The organism is uncultured Kluyvera sp., from assembly GCF_902485085.1.
Lineage (GTDB): Bacteria > Pseudomonadota > Gammaproteobacteria > Enterobacterales > Enterobacteriaceae > Kluyvera > Kluyvera ascorbata.
This window is the reverse complement of sequence record NZ_CABTJS010000160.1, coordinates 1-19,551: the sequence shown is the minus strand read 5'-3', so window position 1 is coordinate 19,551 and position 19,551 is coordinate 1. Positions and strand designations below refer to the sequence as shown.

18 protein-coding genes and 1 tRNA gene are annotated in these 19,551 nt (G+C 56.1%); 7 read left to right on the top strand and 12 right to left on the bottom strand.

The genetic code is table 11. The features are described 5' to 3' along the window. Window positions 1-12: 12 nt before the first annotated feature. Window positions 13-1,842 carry an ATP-dependent DNA helicase RecQ gene (recQ, locus tag RDN66_RS19465; protein WP_202216796.1) on the bottom strand — a complete coding sequence of 610 codons (1,830 nt, stop codon included), beginning with the start codon at window positions 1,840-1,842 and terminating at the stop codon, window positions 13-15. Window positions 1,843-1,959: 117 nt separating this feature from the next. Beyond that, complete coding sequence (gene pldA, locus RDN66_RS19460) at window positions 1,960-2,826, bottom strand: phospholipase A (protein WP_308538123.1); 867 nt, start codon at window positions 2,824-2,826, stop codon at window positions 1,960-1,962. Window positions 2,827-2,987: 161 nt separating this feature from the next. Between pldA and yigI the strand changes: the two genes are divergently transcribed. After that, window positions 2,988-3,455 carry an acyl-CoA thioesterase YigI gene (gene yigI / locus RDN66_RS19455; RefSeq protein ID WP_035894400.1) on the top strand — a complete coding sequence of 156 codons (468 nt, stop codon included), beginning with the start codon at window positions 2,988-2,990 and terminating at the stop codon, window positions 3,453-3,455. Between the two features lie 50 nt (window positions 3,456-3,505). Further along, the gene (rarD, locus tag RDN66_RS19450; protein WP_202216798.1) at window positions 3,506-4,399 is read left to right on the top strand and encodes an EamA family transporter RarD; all 894 of its coding nucleotides are present in this window, start codon (window positions 3,506-3,508) and stop codon (window positions 4,397-4,399) included. 89 nt (window positions 4,400-4,488) lie between these two features. Here the strand turns inward: rarD and corA are convergent, their stop codons facing one another. The 8 genes from corA to RDN66_RS19415 all read right to left on the bottom strand — a co-directional run bounded on the left by corA (window position 4,489) and on the right by RDN66_RS19415 (window position 11,401). Next, window positions 4,489-5,439 (bottom strand): magnesium/cobalt transporter CorA, encoded by a 951-nt coding sequence (gene corA / locus RDN66_RS19445; RefSeq protein ID WP_035896467.1) that lies wholly within the window; start codon window positions 5,437-5,439, stop codon window positions 4,489-4,491. 149 nt (window positions 5,440-5,588) lie between these two features. Then, window positions 5,589-5,645: a YsgD/CorL family protein gene (gene ysgD / locus RDN66_RS24355; protein ID WP_368301982.1), complete on the bottom strand. Its 57-nt coding sequence runs from the start codon at window positions 5,643-5,645 to the stop codon at window positions 5,589-5,591. Window positions 5,646-5,792: 147 nt separating this feature from the next. After that, on the bottom strand, window positions 5,793-7,955 hold the full coding sequence (uvrD, locus tag RDN66_RS19440) for a DNA helicase II (RefSeq protein WP_035896466.1): 2,163 nt from the start codon (window positions 7,953-7,955) through the stop codon (window positions 5,793-5,795). Between the two features lie 63 nt (window positions 7,956-8,018). Beyond that, entirely contained in the window at window positions 8,019-8,735 is a 717-nt protein-coding gene (gene yigB / locus RDN66_RS19435; protein WP_202216799.1) for a 5-amino-6-(5-phospho-D-ribitylamino)uracil phosphatase YigB, read from the bottom strand. Continuing rightward, on the bottom strand, window positions 8,735-9,637 hold the full coding sequence (gene xerC / locus RDN66_RS19430) for a tyrosine recombinase XerC (RefSeq protein ID WP_035896464.1): 903 nt from the start codon (window positions 9,635-9,637) through the stop codon (window positions 8,735-8,737). The genes yigB and xerC overlap by 1 nt, the downstream gene beginning before the upstream one ends. Continuing rightward, the gene (locus RDN66_RS19425) at window positions 9,634-10,341 is read right to left on the bottom strand and encodes a DUF484 domain-containing protein (RefSeq protein ID WP_035896463.1); all 708 of its coding nucleotides are present in this window, start codon (window positions 10,339-10,341) and stop codon (window positions 9,634-9,636) included. The genes xerC and RDN66_RS19425 overlap by 4 nt, the downstream gene beginning before the upstream one ends. Then, window positions 10,338-11,162: a diaminopimelate epimerase gene (gene dapF, locus RDN66_RS19420; RefSeq protein ID WP_035896462.1), complete on the bottom strand. Its 825-nt coding sequence runs from the start codon at window positions 11,160-11,162 to the stop codon at window positions 10,338-10,340. Before dapF ends, RDN66_RS19425 begins: the two co-directional genes overlap by 4 nt. Window positions 11,163-11,197: 35 nt before the next feature. Beyond that, a complete protein-coding gene (locus RDN66_RS19415; protein WP_035896461.1) occupies window positions 11,198-11,401 on the bottom strand; it encodes a lipoprotein in 204 nt (67 codons plus the stop codon). A 139-nt stretch (window positions 11,402-11,540) separates the two neighbouring features. On the opposite strand from RDN66_RS19415, the gene cyaY reads away from it, so the two are divergent. Further along, window positions 11,541-11,861, top strand: coding sequence for an iron donor protein CyaY (cyaY, locus tag RDN66_RS19410; RefSeq protein WP_035896460.1), 321 nt, complete (start codon window positions 11,541-11,543; stop codon window positions 11,859-11,861). 97 nt (window positions 11,862-11,958) lie between these two features. Here cyaY and cyaA read toward each other — a convergent pair whose 3' ends face one another. Then, window positions 11,959-14,505, bottom strand: a complete 2,547-nt coding sequence (gene cyaA, locus RDN66_RS19405) for a class I adenylate cyclase (RefSeq protein WP_035896459.1) — start codon at window positions 14,503-14,505, stop codon at window positions 11,959-11,961. Window positions 14,506-14,922: 417 nt separating this feature from the next. Here cyaA and hemC point away from each other — a divergent pair, with 417 nt between their 5' ends. From hemC to hemY, 4 genes are read left to right on the top strand one after another with little or no spacing between them, the layout of a single operon-like run. Further along, a complete protein-coding gene (gene hemC / locus RDN66_RS19400; RefSeq protein ID WP_123651774.1) occupies window positions 14,923-15,864 on the top strand; it encodes a hydroxymethylbilane synthase in 942 nt (313 codons plus the stop codon). Then, window positions 15,861-16,601 carry a uroporphyrinogen-III synthase gene (hemD, locus tag RDN66_RS19395; RefSeq protein ID WP_035896457.1) on the top strand — a complete coding sequence of 247 codons (741 nt, stop codon included), beginning with the start codon at window positions 15,861-15,863 and terminating at the stop codon, window positions 16,599-16,601. Before hemC ends, hemD begins: the two co-directional genes overlap by 4 nt. 21 nt (window positions 16,602-16,622) lie before the next feature. Then, window positions 16,623-17,816: a uroporphyrinogen-III C-methyltransferase gene (gene hemX, locus RDN66_RS19390; RefSeq protein ID WP_202216800.1), complete on the top strand. Its 1,194-nt coding sequence runs from the start codon at window positions 16,623-16,625 to the stop codon at window positions 17,814-17,816. A 3-nt stretch (window positions 17,817-17,819) separates the two neighbouring features. Then, window positions 17,820-19,016: a protoheme IX biogenesis protein HemY gene (hemY, locus tag RDN66_RS19385; RefSeq protein ID WP_202216801.1), complete on the top strand. Its 1,197-nt coding sequence runs from the start codon at window positions 17,820-17,822 to the stop codon at window positions 19,014-19,016. Between the two features lie 439 nt (window positions 19,017-19,455). Here hemY and RDN66_RS19380 read toward each other — a convergent pair. Continuing rightward, window positions 19,456-19,532, bottom strand: a tRNA-Pro gene (locus RDN66_RS19380). Between the last annotated feature and the right edge of the window lie 19 nt (window positions 19,533-19,551).

Sequence of the window (19,551 nt, the reverse complement as noted above, 5' to 3'; positions counted from 1 at the left end):
TCCACGAACTGACTACTCCTCATCGTCGCCGTCGACGTGAGCGCGGATAAGCGCCAGAAACTCGCGGCCAAAACGCTCGAGCTTACGCGTGCCGACGCCGTTGACGCTGAGCATATCGCTCGGAGAGATAGGCATCTGTTCTGCCATTTCAATCAGCGTCGCGTCGTTAAATACCACATAAGGTGGGATATTTTCTTCATCGGCAATGGCTTTACGCAACTTGCGCAGCTTGGCAAACAGCTGCTTGTCGTAATTGCCTACCGCCGCTTTCTGCATCACGCGCGGCTTCAGCGCCACGATACGCGGTACGGCAAGCTGCAACGGCGCTTCGCCTCGCAGCACCGGGCGGGATGCGTCGGTAAGCTGTAGCGCAGAATGTTGGGCGATATTCTGGGTGACAAAACCTAAGTGGATAAGCTGGCGAATGACGCTCACCCAATGTTCATGACTTTTGTCGCGCCCCATGCCATAGACTTTCAGTTTATCGTGTCCGAACTCGCGAATACGCTGGCTGTTCGCACCGCGAATCACCTCAACGACATAGCCCATCCCAAAGCGCTGGTTAACCCGGCCAATGGTTGAGAGCGCAATCTGCGCATCCTGCACGCCGTCGTACTGTTTAGGCGGGTCGAGGCAGATATCGCAGTTACCGCACGGCTCCTGGCGACCTTCGCCGAAATAGTTGAGCAGCACCAGGCGACGGCAGGTCTGCGCTTCAGCAAACGCCCCCATCGCGTTGAGCTTATGCCGTTCAATATCCTGCAACATGCCCTCAGGTTTTTCTTCCAGACAGCGGCGCAGCCACGCCATATCTGCCGGGTCGTAAAACAGCATCGCTTCCGCCGGCAGGCCGTCTCGGCCAGCACGACCGGTCTCCTGATAGTAGGATTCGATATTGCGCGGAATGTCGAAGTGCACCACGAAACGAACGTTGGGCTTGTTGATACCCATCCCGAAAGCCACGGTAGCGACGACAATTTGCAGGTCGTCGCGCTGGAATTTCTCCTGCACGTCGGCGCGCACGTTGTTTTCAAGCCCGGCGTGATAAGCCCCCGCGCTGATGCCACGGCTCTGCAAACGGGCTGCGGTGTCTTCCACCTTCGCACGGCTATTACAGTAAATAATGCCGGATTTACCGCGCTGCTCCTGCACGTAGCGCATCAATTGGTCGATGGGCTTAAACTTCTCCATCAGCATGTAGCGAATATTCGGGCGGTCGAAACTGCTAATTTGGATAAACGGATCGTTCAGCCCCAGCAAACGGACAATATCGCTACGCGTGGTGTCGTCGGCGGTAGCCGTCAGCGCCATAAACGGCAGCGCAGGGAAACGCTGACGCAGTTGACCCAGGGCGGCATATTCCGGGCGGAAATCATGTCCCCACTGCGAGATACAGTGCGCTTCATCGACCGCCAGCATCGCCGGATTCCAGTGCGCCAGATGCTCAAGGAAGTTATCCAGCATCAGGCGTTCCGGTGCGATATAGAGCAGGCGAATCTGTCCGGTACGGCAGCCGGCCATCACCTCTTGCTGTTGCTCACGAGTCTGGGTGGAGTTGATACAAGCCGCCGCCACGCCGTTCGCCAGCAGTTGATCGACCTGGTCCTTCATCAGCGAGATCAGCGGTGAAACCACCACCGTCAGGCCGTTAAGCACCAGCGCAGGAATTTGATAGCACAGCGATTTGCCGCCGCCGGTTGGCATCACGACCAGGCAGTCGCGCCCTTCCAGCACGGTATCGATAATGGTTTCCTGGCCAGGACGGAACTGCTGGTAGCCAAAGGTCTCTTGCAAAACCTGTTTAGCCAGCGATTCCTGATTTAAAACTTCCGCCTGTGCCACATTGACCCCATTACCGTTAAATAAAAACAGGCGCTATTTTCAGCGCCCGCGTGCCAAACTGCAACGTTTTAGACGAATTCCTTCGGCCATGCTCGCAACAAACCGCAGGAATTGCTCTTAAAACAGATCGTTAAGCATCACCCCGACCCCAACGCGAGTCTGGTTAAAGTTATAGTCGATAAGCGATTCGCCGTATCCACTATACACCTGAGTATAGAGGCGAACGTGCTTACTGATAGGATAGCTAATGCCAAGCTCAGCGCCGCCGTAGCCCGTGTTCCAGTTATATTGCCCCTGCGCGCTGAGCACGGCATCGCCCAGCTGATAGCCGATTTTCAGCCGGTAGTAGCCCATATATTTGGTGATATCCGGGTTATCGTCGGTATCGCCAATCACGTACCAGGGCTTCACTTCAACCAGCCAATTGCCGTTCTGCGCCATTAAGCGCGTGTACAGACGGTTCCAGCTACGGGAAGTTGGGTCCGAGCGGCCGTTAGAATCGTGGTTGTAGCCCACTTCCACATCACGAAGCGTCCAGCCGGCGAAGCGGTAGTCGGTGGCAAAGCCGAGAAAGAGCTGCGGCTCATAGTTGGTCTCACGAAATGGCGCCGACTCGTCGCTGTTGGACATCTGCCACCAGGAGCGCTGAGTATATGAGGCGGCCAGCACCGAGTTATCACCCAAAATGCCGCGCCACAGCGGGAACGCCAGGCTAAGCTGGAATTTCACCTCGTCTTTCCGCGCATTCTCAGCCCAATCATAGGTTCGAATCGCCTCTTTATTAAGGTCGCTGGTCCAGGTGTAGAGCAGATAGTTGCTTTCGTAGGGATAAAGCGTGAACGGATTATCATGCTCTTGTAGGAGGTTGGCGATAATACTGCCGCGCACCGCGGGTACATCATGTACTTCTTTAATTGTCGCTTCCTGCGCCAGCGCCGCGACAGGCAGTAGCAGCGCCAGCAGCCCACTTAGTGAGATCCGCATCAATCAACTTCCCCTGAGATATATATAAATAATGGATAATAAATTGACACATATTCTACCCGTTTATGCGGCTCTTGCTCATCAAACCTTTCCGAAAGTAGAAATCAACATCCAATAGGCATAAAATCAACATTTTATTAACAATGAAATGTAAGGTTACTATGTCTGCAGAACTCACCGCGGAAGCCGCACTCAAGCTGGTTGGCGAAATTTTTGTCTACCACATGCCGTTCAACCGGGCGCTGAATCTGGAGCTAGAGGTCTATGAGAAAGCGTTCGCACAGCTGAGTTTCAACAACCAGCCAATGATGGTCGGCAACTGGGCGCAAAGTATCCTACACGGCGGGGTGATCGCCTCGGCGCTGGACGTCGCGGCAGGCCTGGTATGTGTGGGCAGCACGCTGGCACGCCATGACACCATCAATGAAGATGAGCTGAGACAGCGGCTATCAAAAATGGGCACCATCGACCTGCGCGTCGACTATCTTCGCCCAGGGCGCGGCACGCGCTTTACCGCTTCCAGCACGCTGCTGCGCGCAGGCAATAAGGTTGCCGTTGCCCGCGTTGAATTGCACAACGAAGAGAAAACGCATATCGCCAGCGCCACGGCGACTTATATGGTGGGATAACCGTCAGAATCGCGTAAAATTGCGTTACTTTTTCGAAATGGATGTTTCACATGGATCCCAAACAAACGCGACAAGGCGTGCTTCTGGCCCTTGCCGCCTATTTCATCTGGGGCATCGCTCCAGCCTACTTCAAGCTGATTTACTACGTTCCAGCCGATGAAATCCTGACCCACCGTGTTATCTGGTCATTTTTCTTTATGGTGGCGCTCATCAGTATTAGCCGCCAGTGGGCGCAGGTCAAAACGCTGCTGAAGACCCCAAAGAAGATCTTCCTGCTCGCGCTATCGGCAGTATTAATCGGCGGCAACTGGCTGCTGTTTATCTGGTCGGTCAATAACCACCATATGCTGGAGGCGAGCCTCGGCTACTTCATCAACCCGTTGGTGAATATTCTGTTGGGGATGATTTTCCTCGGCGAGCGTTTTCGTCGGATGCAGTGGTTAGCCGTTGCGCTGGCGATTTGCGGCGTTCTGGTACAGCTCTGGACCTTTGGCTCGCTGCCAATCATTGCGCTGGGGCTGGCGTTTAGCTTTGCCTTCTACGGGCTGGTGCGTAAGAAAATTGCCGTCGATGCACAGACAGGCATGCTGTTTGAGACGCTCTGGCTGCTTCCCGTGGCCGCGATTTATCTGTTCGGCATCGCCGATAGCGCCACCAGCCACATGGGTAGCAACTCATGGTCGCTGAATCTGCTGCTGATTGCCGCAGGCGTCGTGACGACTATCCCATTGCTGTGCTTTACCGGTGCGGCAACGCGCCTGCGTCTGTCAACGCTGGGCTTCTTCCAGTACATCGGCCCTACGCTGATGTTCCTGCTGGCGGTAACGTTCTACGGTGAAGTGCCTGGTGCGGATAAGATGGTGACCTTTGCGTTTATTTGGGTCGCGCTGGCGATATTCGTGATGGATGCGCTGTATACGCAAAGACGGGGACGTCGGAGCTAAAGCAATGCCGGATGGCGGCTGCGCCTCATCCGGCCTACATTGATGTGCTGCTGTAAGCCGGATAAGCGAAGCGCCATCCGGCACATCCATTACAGCCAGTTCTTGCGCTTAAAGTACAGATACGGCGCAAGCCCCGCCAGAATCATAAAGATAATCGCCCCAGGGTAACCAAAACTCCATCTCAGCTCCGGCATAAACTCAAAGTTCATACCATAGCTGGAAGCCACCAGCGTCGGCGGTAGGAAGACCACGGAAACCACCGAGAAGATCTTGATGATGCGGTTCTGCTCAATGTTGATAAAGCCCATCGCCGCCTGCATCAGGAAGTTAACCTTCTGGAACAGCGATTCGTTGTGCGGCAGCAGAGATTCGATATCTCGCAGGATTTCTCGCGCCTGCTCAAGCTGATTCGCTGGCAGACGCGCCTTACGCACGAGGAAGTTCAACGCGCGCTGGGTATCCATCAGACACAGGCGTACCTTCCAGCCGATATCTTCCAGTTCAGCCAGCGTCGAGAGCGCTTCGTCGTACTCGTCGCCCTGATGTCCTTCCATAATGACGCGGCTCAGCTTTTCGAGATCGCTGTAGATGTTTTCGATTTCATCCGCCAGCTGTTCGATTTTGGTTTCAAACAGGTCGAGCAGCAGCTCGTAGGCGTTACCGTCCGCCATCTCCTGATTACGCGCACGCATGCGGTAAAGGCGGAATGCCGGCAGCTCACGTTCACGCAGGGTAAACAGACGCCCTTCGCGGATGGTGAATGCCACGGTGGAGTTACCCGCGTGATCGTCCGCATCTTCATAAAAGAAGAAGGAGTGAATATGCAGGCCGTCTTCGTCTTCAAAAAAACGTGCGGATGCTTCGATGTCTTCCAGTTCAGGGCGCGTGGCCAGGTTCTGGCCCAAATCCTTTTGCACACGGTTTCGTTCGTCGTCGTCAGGCTCGACTAAATCAACCCAGACCGAGCTGGCAAGATGATCAATCTCATCCGCCTCAAGACGCGTTAAACGATTGTTTTCCAGTTGAAATGCGCTCAGCATGACCGGGACTCCCAATGCAAAAAATTATCGGACAGCCGGTGGGCACACAGAAACTACAGGGGTTTCAGACCATTAAACAGCCTGACTCAATGCGACGGGAAATACGAGTCGCTGACAACCGCTAAGGCTATCAGCATAAGAGGATAGCCTTAGGAGTTGTTCCTGAATGACAGGAAGGTGAGCCAGCATCTACTGGGTGTGTCCAAGGCTTTGTCCTCTTAGCGTAATCGTGCGCGCATGTTACGCCAGCAAAAAAACGCCGTCAACACGCAACGAAACGCTAACCGGGATTAATTACCTTCTGTTCAGTAAGGCTAGCATATGGTTACAAAATAATGATATTTTTCTGAAAGTTATACCATTTCTAGTCTGGCGTAGGCTGCCACCAGCCATTTAATTCCTTGCCCCTGAAACGCCACCTGCAAACGGCTATGTTCACCGCTGCCTTCCAGGTTGACGATAGTCCCTTCACCAAACTTCGCGTGACGTACGCGCTGGCCGAGTTTATAGCCAGTATCGTTCTCCGCCATTGGCGTGCCCATTCGCTGATGGCTCACCGGACGGCTGACCGTGGCGCGCAGACGAACCTCTTCCACGCAGGCTTCCGGCAGTTCGCCGATAAAGCGCGACGGACGGTGATACACCTCTTTGCCGTACAGGCGGCGCGTTTCGGCGTAGGTCAGCGTCAGTTTTTGCATTGCGCGGGTGACGCCAACGTAGGCCAGACGGCGCTCTTCTTCCAGGCGACCGCCTTCATCCAGCGACATCTGGCTCGGGAACATGCCTTCTTCCATGCCGACGATAAACACCTGCGGGAACTCCAGGCCTTTCGCCGAGTGCAGGGTCATCAGCTGTACCGCGTCCTGCCAGGTGTCGGCCTGACCATCACCGGCTTCTAGCGCCGCGTGGGAGAGGAACGCCTGCAGCGGCATTAAATCTTCATCTTCTTCGTTGTAGCTGAACTGGCGCGTTGCCGTCACCAGTTCGTCTAAGTTCTCGATTCGCGTCTGGCCCTTCTCGCCTTTTTCCTGTTCGTACATCATGCGCAGACCGGAGTCCTTCACCACGCGGTCGGTCTGCACGTGCAGTGGCATATCGGCCGTTTCCTGCGCCAGCGCGTCAATCAACTCCATAAAACGCTGTAAGGCGCTCGCTGCGCGACCGGCAAGGGCTTTCTCCTGCAGCAGTTCGCGGCAGGCCTGCCACAGCGTCAGCTGGCGGTCACGCGAGGTCTGACGCACCACGTCGAGTGTGCGATCGCCGATGCCGCGAGTTGGCGTATTCACCACGCGTTCAAACGCCGCGTCATCGTTACGGTTGGCAATAAGACGCAGATACGAGAGCGCGTCTTTGATTTCCTGGCGTTCGAAGAAGCGCATACCGCCGTAGATACGGTACGGCATGCTGGCCTGCAGCAGCGCCTCTTCCAGCACGCGCGATTGGGCGTTGCTGCGATAGAGGATGGCGCATTGCGTCAGCGCGCCGCCGTTGTCCTGCCAGGTCTTGATGCGGTTCACCACAAAGCGCGCTTCATCGAGTTCGTTAAACGCGCAGTAGAGTGAAATCGGTTCGCCGTCGGCGCCGTCGGTCCACAGCTTTTTGCCCAGACGCCCGTTGTTGTTTTCAATCAGGGCGTTCGCCGCACTGAGGATGTTGCTGGTTGAACGGTAGTTCTGTTCCAGACGGATAGTTTCTGCGCCCGGGAAATCGTTGAGGAAGCGCTGGATGTTCTCCACCTGCGCCCCGCGCCAGCCGTAAATCGACTGGTCGTCATCGCCAACGATCATCACCTTACCGGTGTCGCCCGCCAGCAGGCGGATCCACGCGTACTGGATGTTGTTGGTATCCTGGAATTCATCCACCAGGATATTAGTAAAGCGTTCGCGATAGTGCTGGAGGATATGCGGCTTGTTAAGCCACAGCTCATGGGCGCGCAACAGCAGCTCGGCAAAGTCCACCAGTCCCGCACGGTCGCACGCTTCCTGATAGGCTTGATAAACCTTCTGCCAGGTCTGTTCAACCGGGTTACCGTAGCTTTGCAGGTGATGCGGACGCAGCCCTTCGTCTTTCTGGCTGTTGATAAACCACATCGCCTGGCGTGGCGGCCACTGCTTCTCGTCAAGGTTCATCGCTTTGATCAGGCGCTTGAGCAGGCGAAGCTGGTCTTCGCTATCGAGGATCTGGAAATCCTGCGGCAGATTAGCATCCAGGTGGTGCGCACGCAGCAGACGGTGCGCCAGCCCGTGGAAGGTACCGACCCACATGCCGCCCTGCGAGGTGCCCATCAGCTCAGCGATACGGTGGCGCATCTCTGCCGCCGCTTTGTTGGTAAAGGTGACGGCCATGATGGAATACGGCGAGCAGTTCTCGACGCTTTGCAGCCAGGCAATGCGATGCACCAGCACGCGCGTCTTGCCGCTACCTGCCCCGGCGAGCACCAGCATATTGGTCCGCTCCGCCGCGACGGCTTCGCGCTGTTTATCGTTGAGGCTGTCGAGCAGGTAAGAAACGTCCATTGGCACCGCCGGAAAAAAAGAGTCCCAGAAATACACTGGGAATTTATACAGAGTTGCTGATGATTATATCAGCGAGGTCAGAGATGCCAACCGGGAAATCTCGACATGCGGCAACAAACGGCTGTCCGCGGTTTGCATCAGGTCGGCATTTTCCGGTTTGATCCAGCAGGCTTGCATGCCACAGCGAATGGCACCCGCCACGTCGGTGGTCAGGTCATCGCCCACGTGCAGGATCTCGCCGAGCGGCACATTGAGCTTGTCTGCTGCCAGATGGTACATATCGGCGAATGGCTTCGAACGTCCGTCTGGGCCAGCACGCAGCACAAACTGGAAGTAGTCGCTCAGGCCGAACAGCTCCGGCTGGGCATTACCATTGGTGATCGCCACCAGCGGCCATTTTTGGCCTAGTTTCGCCAACGTGTCGTGGGTTTCCTGCGGTACGTCAATCCGGCTGCGCCACTGGGCGAAGTTCGCCATCGCCTCGTCGGCTCCGGCTTTGGCTTCCTGAGCTGTCAGTCCAAGCTGACGCATACCGGACTCCAGCGCACGCCAGCGCCACTCAGTGACGTCATGGTAGATTTCAGGATCTGTCTTTAACAGCTCGTCGCGCCACTGCTGTAACGTACGAGCATCGAAGTTTGCCAGCGCCGGATGGTAGCCGCGCACAAAGGCCACCGACTCCTGCATCGTCCGGTCAATCACCGGGCGGTTATCATAAAGAGTGTCATCAAGGTCAAACGTCAGCGCGGCAATAGCGCCCAACGGCCGATAAAAACGCATTATTTCTCCCGTTTGGCGCGCGGATGCGCCGCATCGTACACCGAGGCAAGGTGTTGAAAATCAAGGTGGGTATAGATTTGGGTGGTCGATAGATTGGCGTGGCCCAGCAGTTCCTGCACGCCGCGCAGGTCACCGCTCGACTCAAGCATGTGGGTGGCAAACGAGTGGCGCAGCTTGTGGGGATTCACGTGGCTGTTCAGCCCCTGCTTAATGCCCCATTCAGCAAAACGCTTTTGCACATTACGCGCCGAAATACGCTTGCCGAGCTTCGAGAGAAACAGCGCGTCCTCGTCGCTGCCAAACAGCCCGCGCAGGTCGAGCCAGTGCTCAATCCACGTCACGGCATTGCGGCCAATCGGCAAGCGGCGCTCTTTGCTGCCTTTACCCATCACCCACACTTCGCCGGTATCGAGATCCAGATGTTTAATATCCAGATTTACCAGTTCAGAAAGACGTAGCCCCGCGCCGTACATCACCTCCAGCATGGCGCGGTCGCGCACCGCCAGCGGGTCATTGAGATCGATATCCAGCAGGCGATTAACGTCATCGACGTCGATATTTTTTGGCAGATGGCGCGGTGCTTTCGGCGCGGCGATGCCTTTTGCCGGGTTCGCTGGAAGCTCGCCCTGACCCACCATCCAGTCAAAGAAGCTGCGCAACGCCGACAGGCGTAGCGCCAGGCTTGCGGCGCCTAGCCCTTTGCGGCGGCTGCGGGTCGCAAAGCTGCGCACCATCGCAGCATCACATTGTTGCCAATTCTGCAGGCCCATTCCTTCGGCCAGTTCAATAATGGCATCAAGCTGACGCTGGTAGTTGAGGAGTGTGATTGGGCTAAGCTGGCGTTCTACGCCCAGATAGCGCAGAAAGCGGGTAACGGCTTGCCCTAGCCCGGTGCCGGTCATACGCGCTCGATCCAGCGTTCCAGCAGACCCGGCAGCATCAGGGCAATTTCCTGCAGCAGCTGTGTGCCCTGTCCCGGCTGATAGTGGTGCGGGTCGCGGCTGCTAAAGAGAATCACGCCTAAATCGCCGTCGCTGCCCATCATTGACATCGCCACTGAACCGACGGCTTTCGCTTCAGGAAGCACCACCAGCAACTCGGGGCCGTTAAGGGTGCCGAGATAGTGGTTGCCCTGGCCTAAGCGTTGAATGCGCAGCGGCTCAAAGGCCTGACGGGAAAGCACCAGATCGGTATGTCTGGAAGGGGCGCCAAGACGCCAGCGGTCAGAGAACAGGCGCAGCGATGCGCCCGCCAGCCCCAACTCGCGCGCCCAGCGGTGGAAGCGCAGCAGGAGATCGTCCAGGCTTTCCGCGCAGGCCAGTCGGTTTTGCAGATGCAGCAGGCGATAAAACAGGCTTTCGTTCGCCGTCGCCTGTTCCATCAGCTGGCTCATGTTCTCTTCCAGCATGGCAATGTAGTTGCGCGAACGCGCCATGTGCCACTCAACCAGAGACACCATGCCCCGCACCGGATGCGGGACGCGCATTTGCTCAACGACAGCGGCATTACGTATAAAGAATTCAGGATGTTGCAACAGATAATCCACAACCGCGCCATCATTCAGCGTGGTGATAGCGTCCTGCTGTTCTTCCCCGACGTGTTTCATAAGTGAATAAATCCGTCATAGACATGTGCCGCCGGGCCAGTCATAAACAACGGTTGGCCCGGGCCTTTCCAGGCGATATCAAGTCGCCCGCCCGGCAGTTCCACGCGCACCTCTTCCGCCAACAAGCCCTGCTGGATGCCAACGGCAACCGCCGCACATGCGCCGCTGCCGCAGGCCTGAGTTTCACCGGCACCGCGTTCGTAAACGCGCAGACGGATGTGCTCCCGCTTCACTACCTGCATAAAACCAATGTTAGCGCGTTCTGGAAAACGTTCATGACTTTCCATCACCGGACCTAGCGTTTCCACCGGGGCAGTGTCGACATCATCAACCTGAATCACACAGTGTGGATTCCCCATCGAGACCACGCCGCACAATACTGTCTGCTCAGCAGCACGCATGATATAGGTCTTTTCCGCTTTGTTCGCGCGGAACGGCACCTGAGACGGCTCGAAGTTCGGTTCACCCATGTTCACGCGAACCAGTTCATCATCAGTCACGCTTAAGACCATACGGCCATTGGCGGTGCTCACGCGGATATCGCGCTTGTTGGTCAACCCTTTCAGGCGCACAAAGCGAGCGAAGCAGCGAGCGCCGTTACCGCACTGGGAGACTTCGCTGCCGTCGGCGTTGAAGATGCGGTAGTGAAAATCCAGGTCGGGGTCATAAGGCGGCTCCACGACCAACAGCTGATCGAAACCCACGCCAAGATGCCTGTCCGCCAGTCGGCGGATAAGCTCGGGCGAGAAAAAGACATTCTGCGTTACCGCGTCGACGACCATGAAATCGTTGCCGAGGCCATGCATTTTAGAGAACTGCATCATCTACTCCAGTTGCGCGGAACAGAACGGTAATATTAGTAATTAACCTGCGTCGGGCCGCCGTTATCACCACGGTCGTTACGATCCGGAGAGCTGCTCTGAATCGGTTGAGTGACGGGTTGCGTCGGCGGGGCCGCCGTTTTATCAGCCGGAGGAAAATAGAGCGGGCCCTTCAGGCCGCAGCCTGCAAGGCTAAATAATGCAAGTAACACTGCCAGCGGTCGAAAAATCTTATTCATTCTTAAGATGCCTGTAGTTCAATGCTTTCTATTTTCTATCATCGCAGGAGGAGGCGCAAAAGCAAGCGTTAAGCACCTGACTGCAACGTGATTTGTTTCACGCTATACTGCCGCCATCACTAAATAACGGGAAACAACAATGAACGACAGTGAATTTCATCGCCTTGCCGATACCCTGTGGCTGACCATCGAAGAGCGTCTGGACGACTGGGACGGCGACAGCGATATCGACTGTGAGATCAATGGCGGCGTGCTGACCATCAGTTTTGAAAACGGCAGCAAAATTATTATTAACCGTCAGGAGCCATTGCACCAGGTATGGCTGGCGACCAAGCAAGGTGGCTACCATTTCGACCTGAAGGGCGATGAGTGGATTTGCGACCGCAGCGGCGAAACCTTCTGGGACTTGCTGGAACAAGCGGCGACGCAGCAGGCGGGTGAAGAGGTGAGCTTCCGCTAGGTGAATTGCCGGATGGCGGTGTAAACACCTTATCCGGCCTACAAACGGCACGAAACGAGTAGGCCGGATAAGGCGAAGCCGCCATCCGGCATCATGATTAAGAGAAGTACTGCTGCAACAACGGGGCGTTGTTATTGTCCTGATTGGACGGCGGCGGCACGATAGCCTGGCTGCGGAACGGAATCACCTGTGCACGTCCGTCTACCTTCACAATCTGGTAGAACTGCGGCAGGTTGAAGTTGATAAAGCTTGAGCCGTAGGTGAAGCGATCGTGTGACGACGAATAGAAGCGACTAACGTCACGCACCAGCTCTTCTTTGCTACCCTCACAGTGGTGATACACCTCTGCGCGGTTGCTCTCGTCCAGAATATAGATATTGAAGCCCTGATCTTCGCCCGACTCCTCGAAGAAGAACTGAATAATCCCTTCGCTCGCAAAACCGTCGACTACCTGCGGCAGCTCAACGTGGTTAGTTTCAACCTGAACGGAAAGCCCGTGCAGCTTGTTGTGCGAGATGGCGCCGTAGAACTCAATGGCGTTTTCCAGCTTCTGCACCGACACGTTCAGACGTTCAAAGAACAGGCCCCAGGTCTGCCCGGAGACGCGCAGCGCTTTAAAGCGACCGGTTTCCTGACGGGTGCTGGAAAGGCGCAGTTCGATGCACTCAGACACTAGTTGCTGTACGCGAGTACGGATTAAACCACGCAGGTGCTGGCTATAGCAGAATACTTCTACGCTATCCGGCGGCGCGGCATCCTGGTGCATTTTACCGAGAATGGTTTTCAGCGCTTCAATCATTGCCTGCTCGCCGTTGAAGTGCAGCGTACGCACTTCGTTCCACGAGTTGCGGTACAGCAGGTCGACGCTGCCGACCAGGCATTTCTGATCTTCACCAAAGCTGAAGGTATCGAGCTTACGGAAATCGAAATGCACCACCTGATTGCGGAAGGCCGCCGTCGGGTCATATTCGAGGTTAACGATAATCGCCAGATGGCGAATTTCACACGGGCTGTAGAGCGCTTTCGGCGTTGGCGCAGGCAGACGCAGCGGGAAGTGGTGCGATACGTCAGCAACCATCTCCTGCAGTTTTGCCAGGTCGACAATACCGTTGCCCTTAATAAACAGGCGCGTACGCGAGGTCAGCAGGCCGTTAAACCAAGCCCAGGCCACCAGCTTATTCAGATAGCGGTTATATTCCAGCGGCTGATGGCTGACGATGGACTCCATGTTCGGCGCGCGGTTGTAGAGGTACCAACCCGTACGGTTGGCGCGTCCCGGCGGAACATAGATAAAGGTCAGATTTGGTTCGGACAGGTCCGGGGAGATCTGCGGGTTCACCAGCGTTACTTTACCCGGCAGCGCTTCAAACGCAGCGTACAGCTTACGCGTCAGCACGCCGATGTCCTGCGGGCTGGCGGAAACGCTCAGGTTGTTACGACGAGCGAAACGGATAAGGTTACGGTAGCTCTGCATCATGGCATCGAGCAGTTCGTTGTGCGCTTCGCGGACCTGGTCGATTTTCCAGTTGGCGCGGTTATCGAGCATCGCCAGACGCTCTTCGCTCCAGCCCCACTCTTTCACCAGTTGGCCAACCACTTCACGACGCCAGCCAACGCAGGCGCGCTCACGGCTGAGCTTTTCGCACACTTTCAGATAGAAGCAGCGACGCACGAGGTCGAGGCGGGTTTCATCTTCAATCGCCTTCAGATACTCGGTCACGCGCTCAAGCATCATGCAGTAGGCATCGAGGCCGAAGGAGACTATCTCGCCGTCGTGCAGGCGCTGTTTAATGTCTTTTGCCAGCAGGTGCGTATTTGGGTATTCCCAGGAATAGGCTTCCAGCAGCAGGGTTTTCAGCACCGCTTTATACGGTGAGTCGATGCTCTTATAGAGCTGCCACAGGCTAGCACCGAAGTACTCTTCGGCGGAGAGCGAGCTCAATCCACCGAGGTCGAGCCATTCGTTCGGCGTCAGTACGCCCTGGGCATAAAGGGTCATCACGTAATCGTCGTAATGATCTTCTTCTTCGCCCGGCACCATATTCCACAGAATACGTTTGCCCGCGAGGCGGACCGCCGTACGGTAAAATTCGTCGAGCAGTAAAATGTGCTGCGTTGAACCGCAGTCTTCGCCGCCGAGGCTGCCACTTTCGTTATGACGGAAGCGGTTTTCGTCGATCAAGAAGAAGCTGACTTCAACGCCGAGCGATGCCGCCCAGCTTTCCAGCAGGCTGCATTTACGCTGTAACAATTGGCGTTCATCATTATCGAGCCACGACTGGTGGCAGACCCAGATATCCAGGTCGGAAGAGCAGCTCTGGCCTACCGATGAGGTACTCCCCATAGAGTAGACGCCGGTAATCGGCAGTTCACCTTTTGCGGAGGTCTGCGGCGGCATGCCGCGATGCAGCTCGAGCTCATCAAGATAATGGCGTTGGGTTTCATCAGGCGTGTAGAGGCAGATGCCCTTGGGAACGTTACCGTCGAGGTAACCCGGCATCAGCGGATGATGATAATGTAATAATGTCGGCAGTAGACTGTAAACCTGTTGGAAAGCAGGTCCCATGGCAGCAAGCGCGCGATCCACACGCAGTTGATTGATGGCATCCAGTCTCTGTTTCAGTGTCTCAATATAGAGGTACAAGACATATCGCCTGATGTTCAAAACCTCGACGTATCCTGTCAGAGCGGTACGGAGGTTTTAATATTTCAACAAGAAGAACCGTTACCGTTTTTTGTCCGCCGTTGTGATTATCGAATTTTGGACAAAAAATGGTTTAAAACGTGATCAATTTAACACCTTGCCGGTTGACCGTAAAGAATGTTGCACTACAACAAGTGTAGCATTGAATGCAGCTGTAAACCCCGGCATACGATCAAGACAGTGCCAGTAATGAACGGTAAACACAACCCCGTTTATGCTTACCTTCACAGGCTCTCAAGGCACGCTTCGTGCATACCCCTTAATTCCCAGCAAGAATTTTTACGAAGACCGTGAAAACTAACATCATTAGGGCAACAATGTTAGGATGGTCAATGGATGATAACGACGGTAACAAGCATGTTAGACAAAGTTTTGAGAATTGCCACACGCCAAAGTCCGCTCGCTCTCTGGCAAGCGCACTATGTACAAGAACGCCTGATGGCCTGCCATCCAGGGCTTACGGTGACGCTCGTGCCGATGGTCACGCGAGGGGACATCATCCTCGATACGCCGCTGGCCAAAGTGGGCGGTAAAGGGCTGTTCGTCAAAGAGCTTGAACTTGCGCTGCTTGAAAACCGTGCGGACATCGCCGTGCACTCAATGAAAGATGTCCCGGTTGAGTTCCCGGAAGGGCTTGGGCTGGTGACCATCTGCGAACGAGACGACCCGCGCGATGCCTTCGTCTCCAATCATTACGCCTGCATGGATGACCTCCCGGCAGGCAGTATCGTCGGCACCTCCAGCCTGCGCCGCCAGTGCCAGTTGGCCAAGCGCCGTCCGGATCTGGTGATCCGCTCGCTGCGCGGCAACGTCGGCACGCGCCTCAGCAAGCTGGATAACGGTGAGTACGATGCCATTATTCTGGCGGTCGCGGGGCTAAAACGCCTTGAGCTCAACGATCGTATTCGTCAGCCGATGTCGCCAGAAGAGTCGCTTCCGGCCGTCGGTCAGGGCGCCGTCGGCATTGAATGCCGTCTGGATGATGAACAGACCCGCGCGCTGCTCGCGCCGTTAAACCACGATGACACCGCCATTCGCGTTCGCGCAGAGCGCGCTATGAATACGCGCCTGGAAGGCGGTTGTCAGGTTCCTATCGGCAGCTACGCCGAGCTTAACGACGGTGAGCTGTGGCTGCGCGCGTTGGTTGGCGCACCGGACGGTAGCGAAATGGTGTGCGGCGAGCGACGCGGCAAGCCGGAAGATGCCGAGCGTATGGGCATTGAGCTCGCGGATGAACTGCTGGATAACGGGGCTCGCGCAATTCTTACCGCCGTTTACGACGGAGACGCCGCCGTATGACCATCCTGGTTACCCGTCCCTCCCCGCAAGGTGAAGAGTTAGTCAGCCGTTTGCGCGCGCAGGGCCGAGTAGCCTGGAGTTTTCCACTGATTGATTTCACGCCCGGGCGCGAGCTGAACAGGCTGGCACCCGCGCTGAGCGAGCTGCGGGAAGGTGATTTAGTCTTCGCCCTTTCGCAGCATGCGGTGAGCTTTGCACACGCACAGCTCCAGCAACAGCACCTGAACTGGCCTACGACGCCTCGTTATTTTGCTATCGGCCGTACCACGGCGCTGGCGCTCCATCAGGTGAGCAGCCTCGATATTCGCTACCCATTAGATCGGGAAATTAGCGAAGTGTTGCTACAATTACCTGAATTGCAAACTATTGCGGGCAAGAAGGCGCTGATTCTGCGCGGCAACGGCGGACGCGAACTACTGGCCGAGACGCTGACCGCACGCGGTGCCGATGTCACCCTTTGCGAATGCTATCAACGCTGCGCTATTCACTACGACGGTGCCGAAGAAGCCATGCGCTGGCAGTCGAGAGAGGTCAACACCCTCGTGGTGACCAGCGGTGAGATGCTGCAACAACTCTGGACGCTGATTCCCCTCTGGTACCGCGAGCGCTGGCTGCTCACCTGTCGGCTACTGGTGGTGAGTGAGCGTATTGCAAAACTGGCCCAGGAGTTGGGCTGGCAGGATATTCAGGTTGCCGATGGCGCAGACAACGATGCGCTGCTGCGCGCACTACAATAACTCTCAAAATTGGAAGCCATAATGACGGAACAAAAAGAAAACTCCGCCGTGGTTGAAGAGTCCGAAGATGCGGTGAAAACCTCGCCGCAGCCCGAAGCTCGTAAGCCGGAAAATGCTGAGAAGAAAAATAACGGCGGGAAAACCAGTCTGGCGCTTAGCGCCGTCGCTATCGCCATCGCGCTGGCGGCAGGTATAGGCCTGTACGGCTGGGGCAAACAGCAGGCCGTCACCCAGACTCAGACCAGCGATACCCTCGCCAATCAGCTGATTGCTCTGCAAAAAACGCAGGATGCGCAAAAAGAGGCGCTGGAAGCCACGCTTAAACAGCAGGCTGAACAGCTGCAGGAAGCCAAAACCCAGCAGGCCGACATGGCAAAACAGCTGGATGAAATGCAGCAGAAAGTGGCGGCTATTTCCGGCACTGACTCAAAAACCTGGCTGCTGGCCCAGTCTGACTTCCTCGTGAAGCTGGCCGGACGCAAGCTGTGGAGCGATCAGGATGTCACCACCGCCGCGGCGCTGCTAAAAAGCGCGGACGCCAGCCTGGCGGATATGAACGACCCAAGCTTAATCGCCGCTCGCCGCGCGATCACCGAGGATATTGCCAGCCTCTCCGCCGTTTCACAGGTGGATTACGACGGTATCATCCTCAAGGTGAATCAGCTCGCCAACCAGGTCGATAACCTGCGCCTGGCAGACAACAATACCGATGATTCTCCAATGGATAACGACGACAGCGAGCTGTCGGCGTCGCTCAGCGAATGGCGCGTGAATCTGCAAAAAAGCTGGCAGAACTTTATGGACAGCTTTATTACTATTCGCCGCCGCGATGAGACCGCCGTTCCGCTGCTGGCGCCGAATCAGGATATCTACCTGCGAGAAAACATCCGCGCCCAGCTACTTTCCGCATCACAAGCGGTGCCGCGTCACCAGGATGAAACCTTCAAACAGGCATTGGATAACGTCTCGACCTGGGTACGGGCCTACTACGATACCGACGATGCCGCCACGAAGACGTTCCTCGATGAGATAGACAAGCTCAGCCAGCAGAGTATCTCCATGAATATCCCGGAAACGCTGCAAAGCCAGCCGATTCTGGAAAAGCTGATGCAAACCCGCGTGCGTAACCTGATGGCGCAACCTGCCGTCACGACAGCGGAACCTGCTGCTCCCGTGCAGCCAGCGCCAGCTCCCGCCCCAGCACAAGGAGAGTAATCGATGCTAAAAGTTCTTTTACTCTTTGCACTGTTAATTGCTGGCGTGGTGATTGGCCCGATGATCGCAGGCCATCAGGGCTATGTGCTTATCCAGACGGACAACTACAACATTGAGACCAGCGTAACCGGCTTAGTCATTATCATGATCCTGATAATGGTGGTGCTGTTCGCCCTGGAGTGGATTCTGCGCCGTATCTTCCGCACCAGCGCCCACACGCGCGGCTGGTTCGTTGGACGCAAGCGTCGTCGTGCGCGCAAGCAGACCGAACAGGCACTGCTGAAGCTGGCAGAAGGCGACTATCAGCAGGTTGAGAAGCTGATGTCGAAAAATGCCGATCACGCCGAGCAACCGGTGGTGAATTATCTGCTAGCCGCCGAAGCTGCCCAGCAGCGTGGTGACGAAGCGCGCGCCAATCAGCACCTTCAGCGTGCGGCTGAGAACGCGGGCAACGATCTGATCCCGGTTGAAATCACTCGCGTTCGTCTGCAGCTTGCCCGCAACGAAAACCACGCGGCGCGTCATGGCATTGATAAGCTTCTGGAAGTGGCGCCGCGTCACCCGGAAGTGCTGCGTCTGGCAGAACAAGCCTATATTCAGACCGGAGCCTGGAGCTCGCTGCTGGATATCATCCCATCCATGGCGAAAGCCCACGTTGGCGACGACGCACACCGCGCCGCGCTGGAACAGCAGGCGTGGATTGGCCTGATGGACCAGGCACGTGCCGATCAGGGTAGCGAAGGGCTGCGTAACTGGTGGAAAAACCAGAGCCGCAAAACCCGCCATCAGGTCGCGTTGCAGGTCGCCATGGCCGATCACCTGATTGAATGTGACGATCATGACACCGCGCAGCAGATCATTATCGATGGGCTGAAGCGCCAGTATGACGATCGTCTGGTGATGTTGATCCCGCGTCTGCATACCAACAATCCGGAGCAGATGGAAAAACTGCTGCGCCAGCAGATCAAAACGGTGGGCGATCGTCCACTGCTGTGGAGTACGCTGGGGCAGTCGCTAATGAAGCACGGCGAGTGGCAGGAAGCGAGCCTGGCGTTCCGCGCCGCGCTCAAGCAGCGCCCGGACGCGTTCGACTATGCGTGGCTTGCCGATACGCTTGACCGTCTGAAGCAGCCGGAAGAAGCCGCAGCAATGCGCCGTGATGGCTTGATGCTGACGTTGCAGAATAACCCGCCTGCCTAAGGTAGAGCACTAATTAAGGGGCCGAATGGCCCCTTTTTTTTGGCCGCTGTGCGGCTCCGGCGGCGCTACGCTTGGCCGGGCTACAAGCTGGACATAAAAAAACGCCTGCTCCTTTTGGGAGCAGGCGTTAAACAGGTTTAATTCGACAACATAATGGGTGCTTCACTCAACGTAATGTCCATGGTGTCTGATGAGGCAAAAGCGACATCTGTCAGTGGACGATAAGCACCGTAAACGGCTCTGCGTCATTCCTGAGTTTATGAGGCCTGAGGCGAACATAAGAGGTGGAATGAGCATCTACGCGGCGCATTATGTCACAGTCAGTTACTGATAACATCCCCTTTGTTTCACAACAGGATTAATCTGTAGAGGTAATAAAAATAGATGAGATGGGGCGAGGAGAGAAAACAAAAAACCCCGCCGAAGCGGGGTTCAAAATTGGTCGGCGAGAGAGGATTCGAACCTCCGACCCACTGGTCCCAAACCAGTTGCGCTACCAAGCTGCGCTACTCGCCGAAATACTGCTTTTTGAATT

Excerpts from the sequence above, each read along its gene's own strand:
- rarD (WP_202216798.1), top strand. The coding sequence starts at position 3,506 with ATGGATCCCAAACAAACGCGACAAGGCGTGCTTCTGGCCCTTGCCGCC.
- cyaY (WP_035896460.1), top strand. The coding sequence starts at position 11,541 with ATGAACGACAGTGAATTTCATCGCCTTGCCGATACCCTGTGGCTGACC.
- hemX (WP_202216800.1), top strand. The coding sequence starts at position 16,623 with ATGACGGAACAAAAAGAAAACTCCGCCGTGGTTGAAGAGTCCGAAGAT.
- yigB (WP_202216799.1), bottom strand. The coding sequence starts at position 8,735 with ATGCGTTTTTATCGGCCGTTGGGCGCTATTGCCGCGCTGACGTTTGAC.
- hemY (WP_202216801.1), top strand. The coding sequence starts at position 17,820 with ATGCTAAAAGTTCTTTTACTCTTTGCACTGTTAATTGCTGGCGTGGTG.
- RDN66_RS19415 (WP_035896461.1), bottom strand. The coding sequence starts at position 11,401 with ATGAATAAGATTTTTCGACCGCTGGCAGTGTTACTTGCATTATTTAGC.
- hemC (WP_123651774.1), top strand. The coding sequence starts at position 14,923 with ATGTTAGACAAAGTTTTGAGAATTGCCACACGCCAAAGTCCGCTCGCT.
- corA (WP_035896467.1), bottom strand. The coding sequence starts at position 5,439 with ATGCTGAGCGCATTTCAACTGGAAAACAATCGTTTAACGCGTCTTGAG.
- pldA (WP_308538123.1), bottom strand. The coding sequence starts at position 2,826 with ATGCGGATCTCACTAAGTGGGCTGCTGGCGCTGCTACTGCCTGTCGCG.
- hemD (WP_035896457.1), top strand. The coding sequence starts at position 15,861 with ATGACCATCCTGGTTACCCGTCCCTCCCCGCAAGGTGAAGAGTTAGTC.
- yigI (WP_035894400.1), top strand. The coding sequence starts at position 2,988 with ATGTCTGCAGAACTCACCGCGGAAGCCGCACTCAAGCTGGTTGGCGAA.
- uvrD (WP_035896466.1), bottom strand. The coding sequence starts at position 7,955 with ATGGACGTTTCTTACCTGCTCGACAGCCTCAACGATAAACAGCGCGAA.
- dapF (WP_035896462.1), bottom strand. The coding sequence starts at position 11,162 with ATGCAGTTCTCTAAAATGCATGGCCTCGGCAACGATTTCATGGTCGTC.
- RDN66_RS19425 (WP_035896463.1), bottom strand. The coding sequence starts at position 10,341 with ATGAAACACGTCGGGGAAGAACAGCAGGACGCTATCACCACGCTGAAT.
- xerC (WP_035896464.1), bottom strand. The coding sequence starts at position 9,637 with ATGACCGGCACCGGGCTAGGGCAAGCCGTTACCCGCTTTCTGCGCTAT.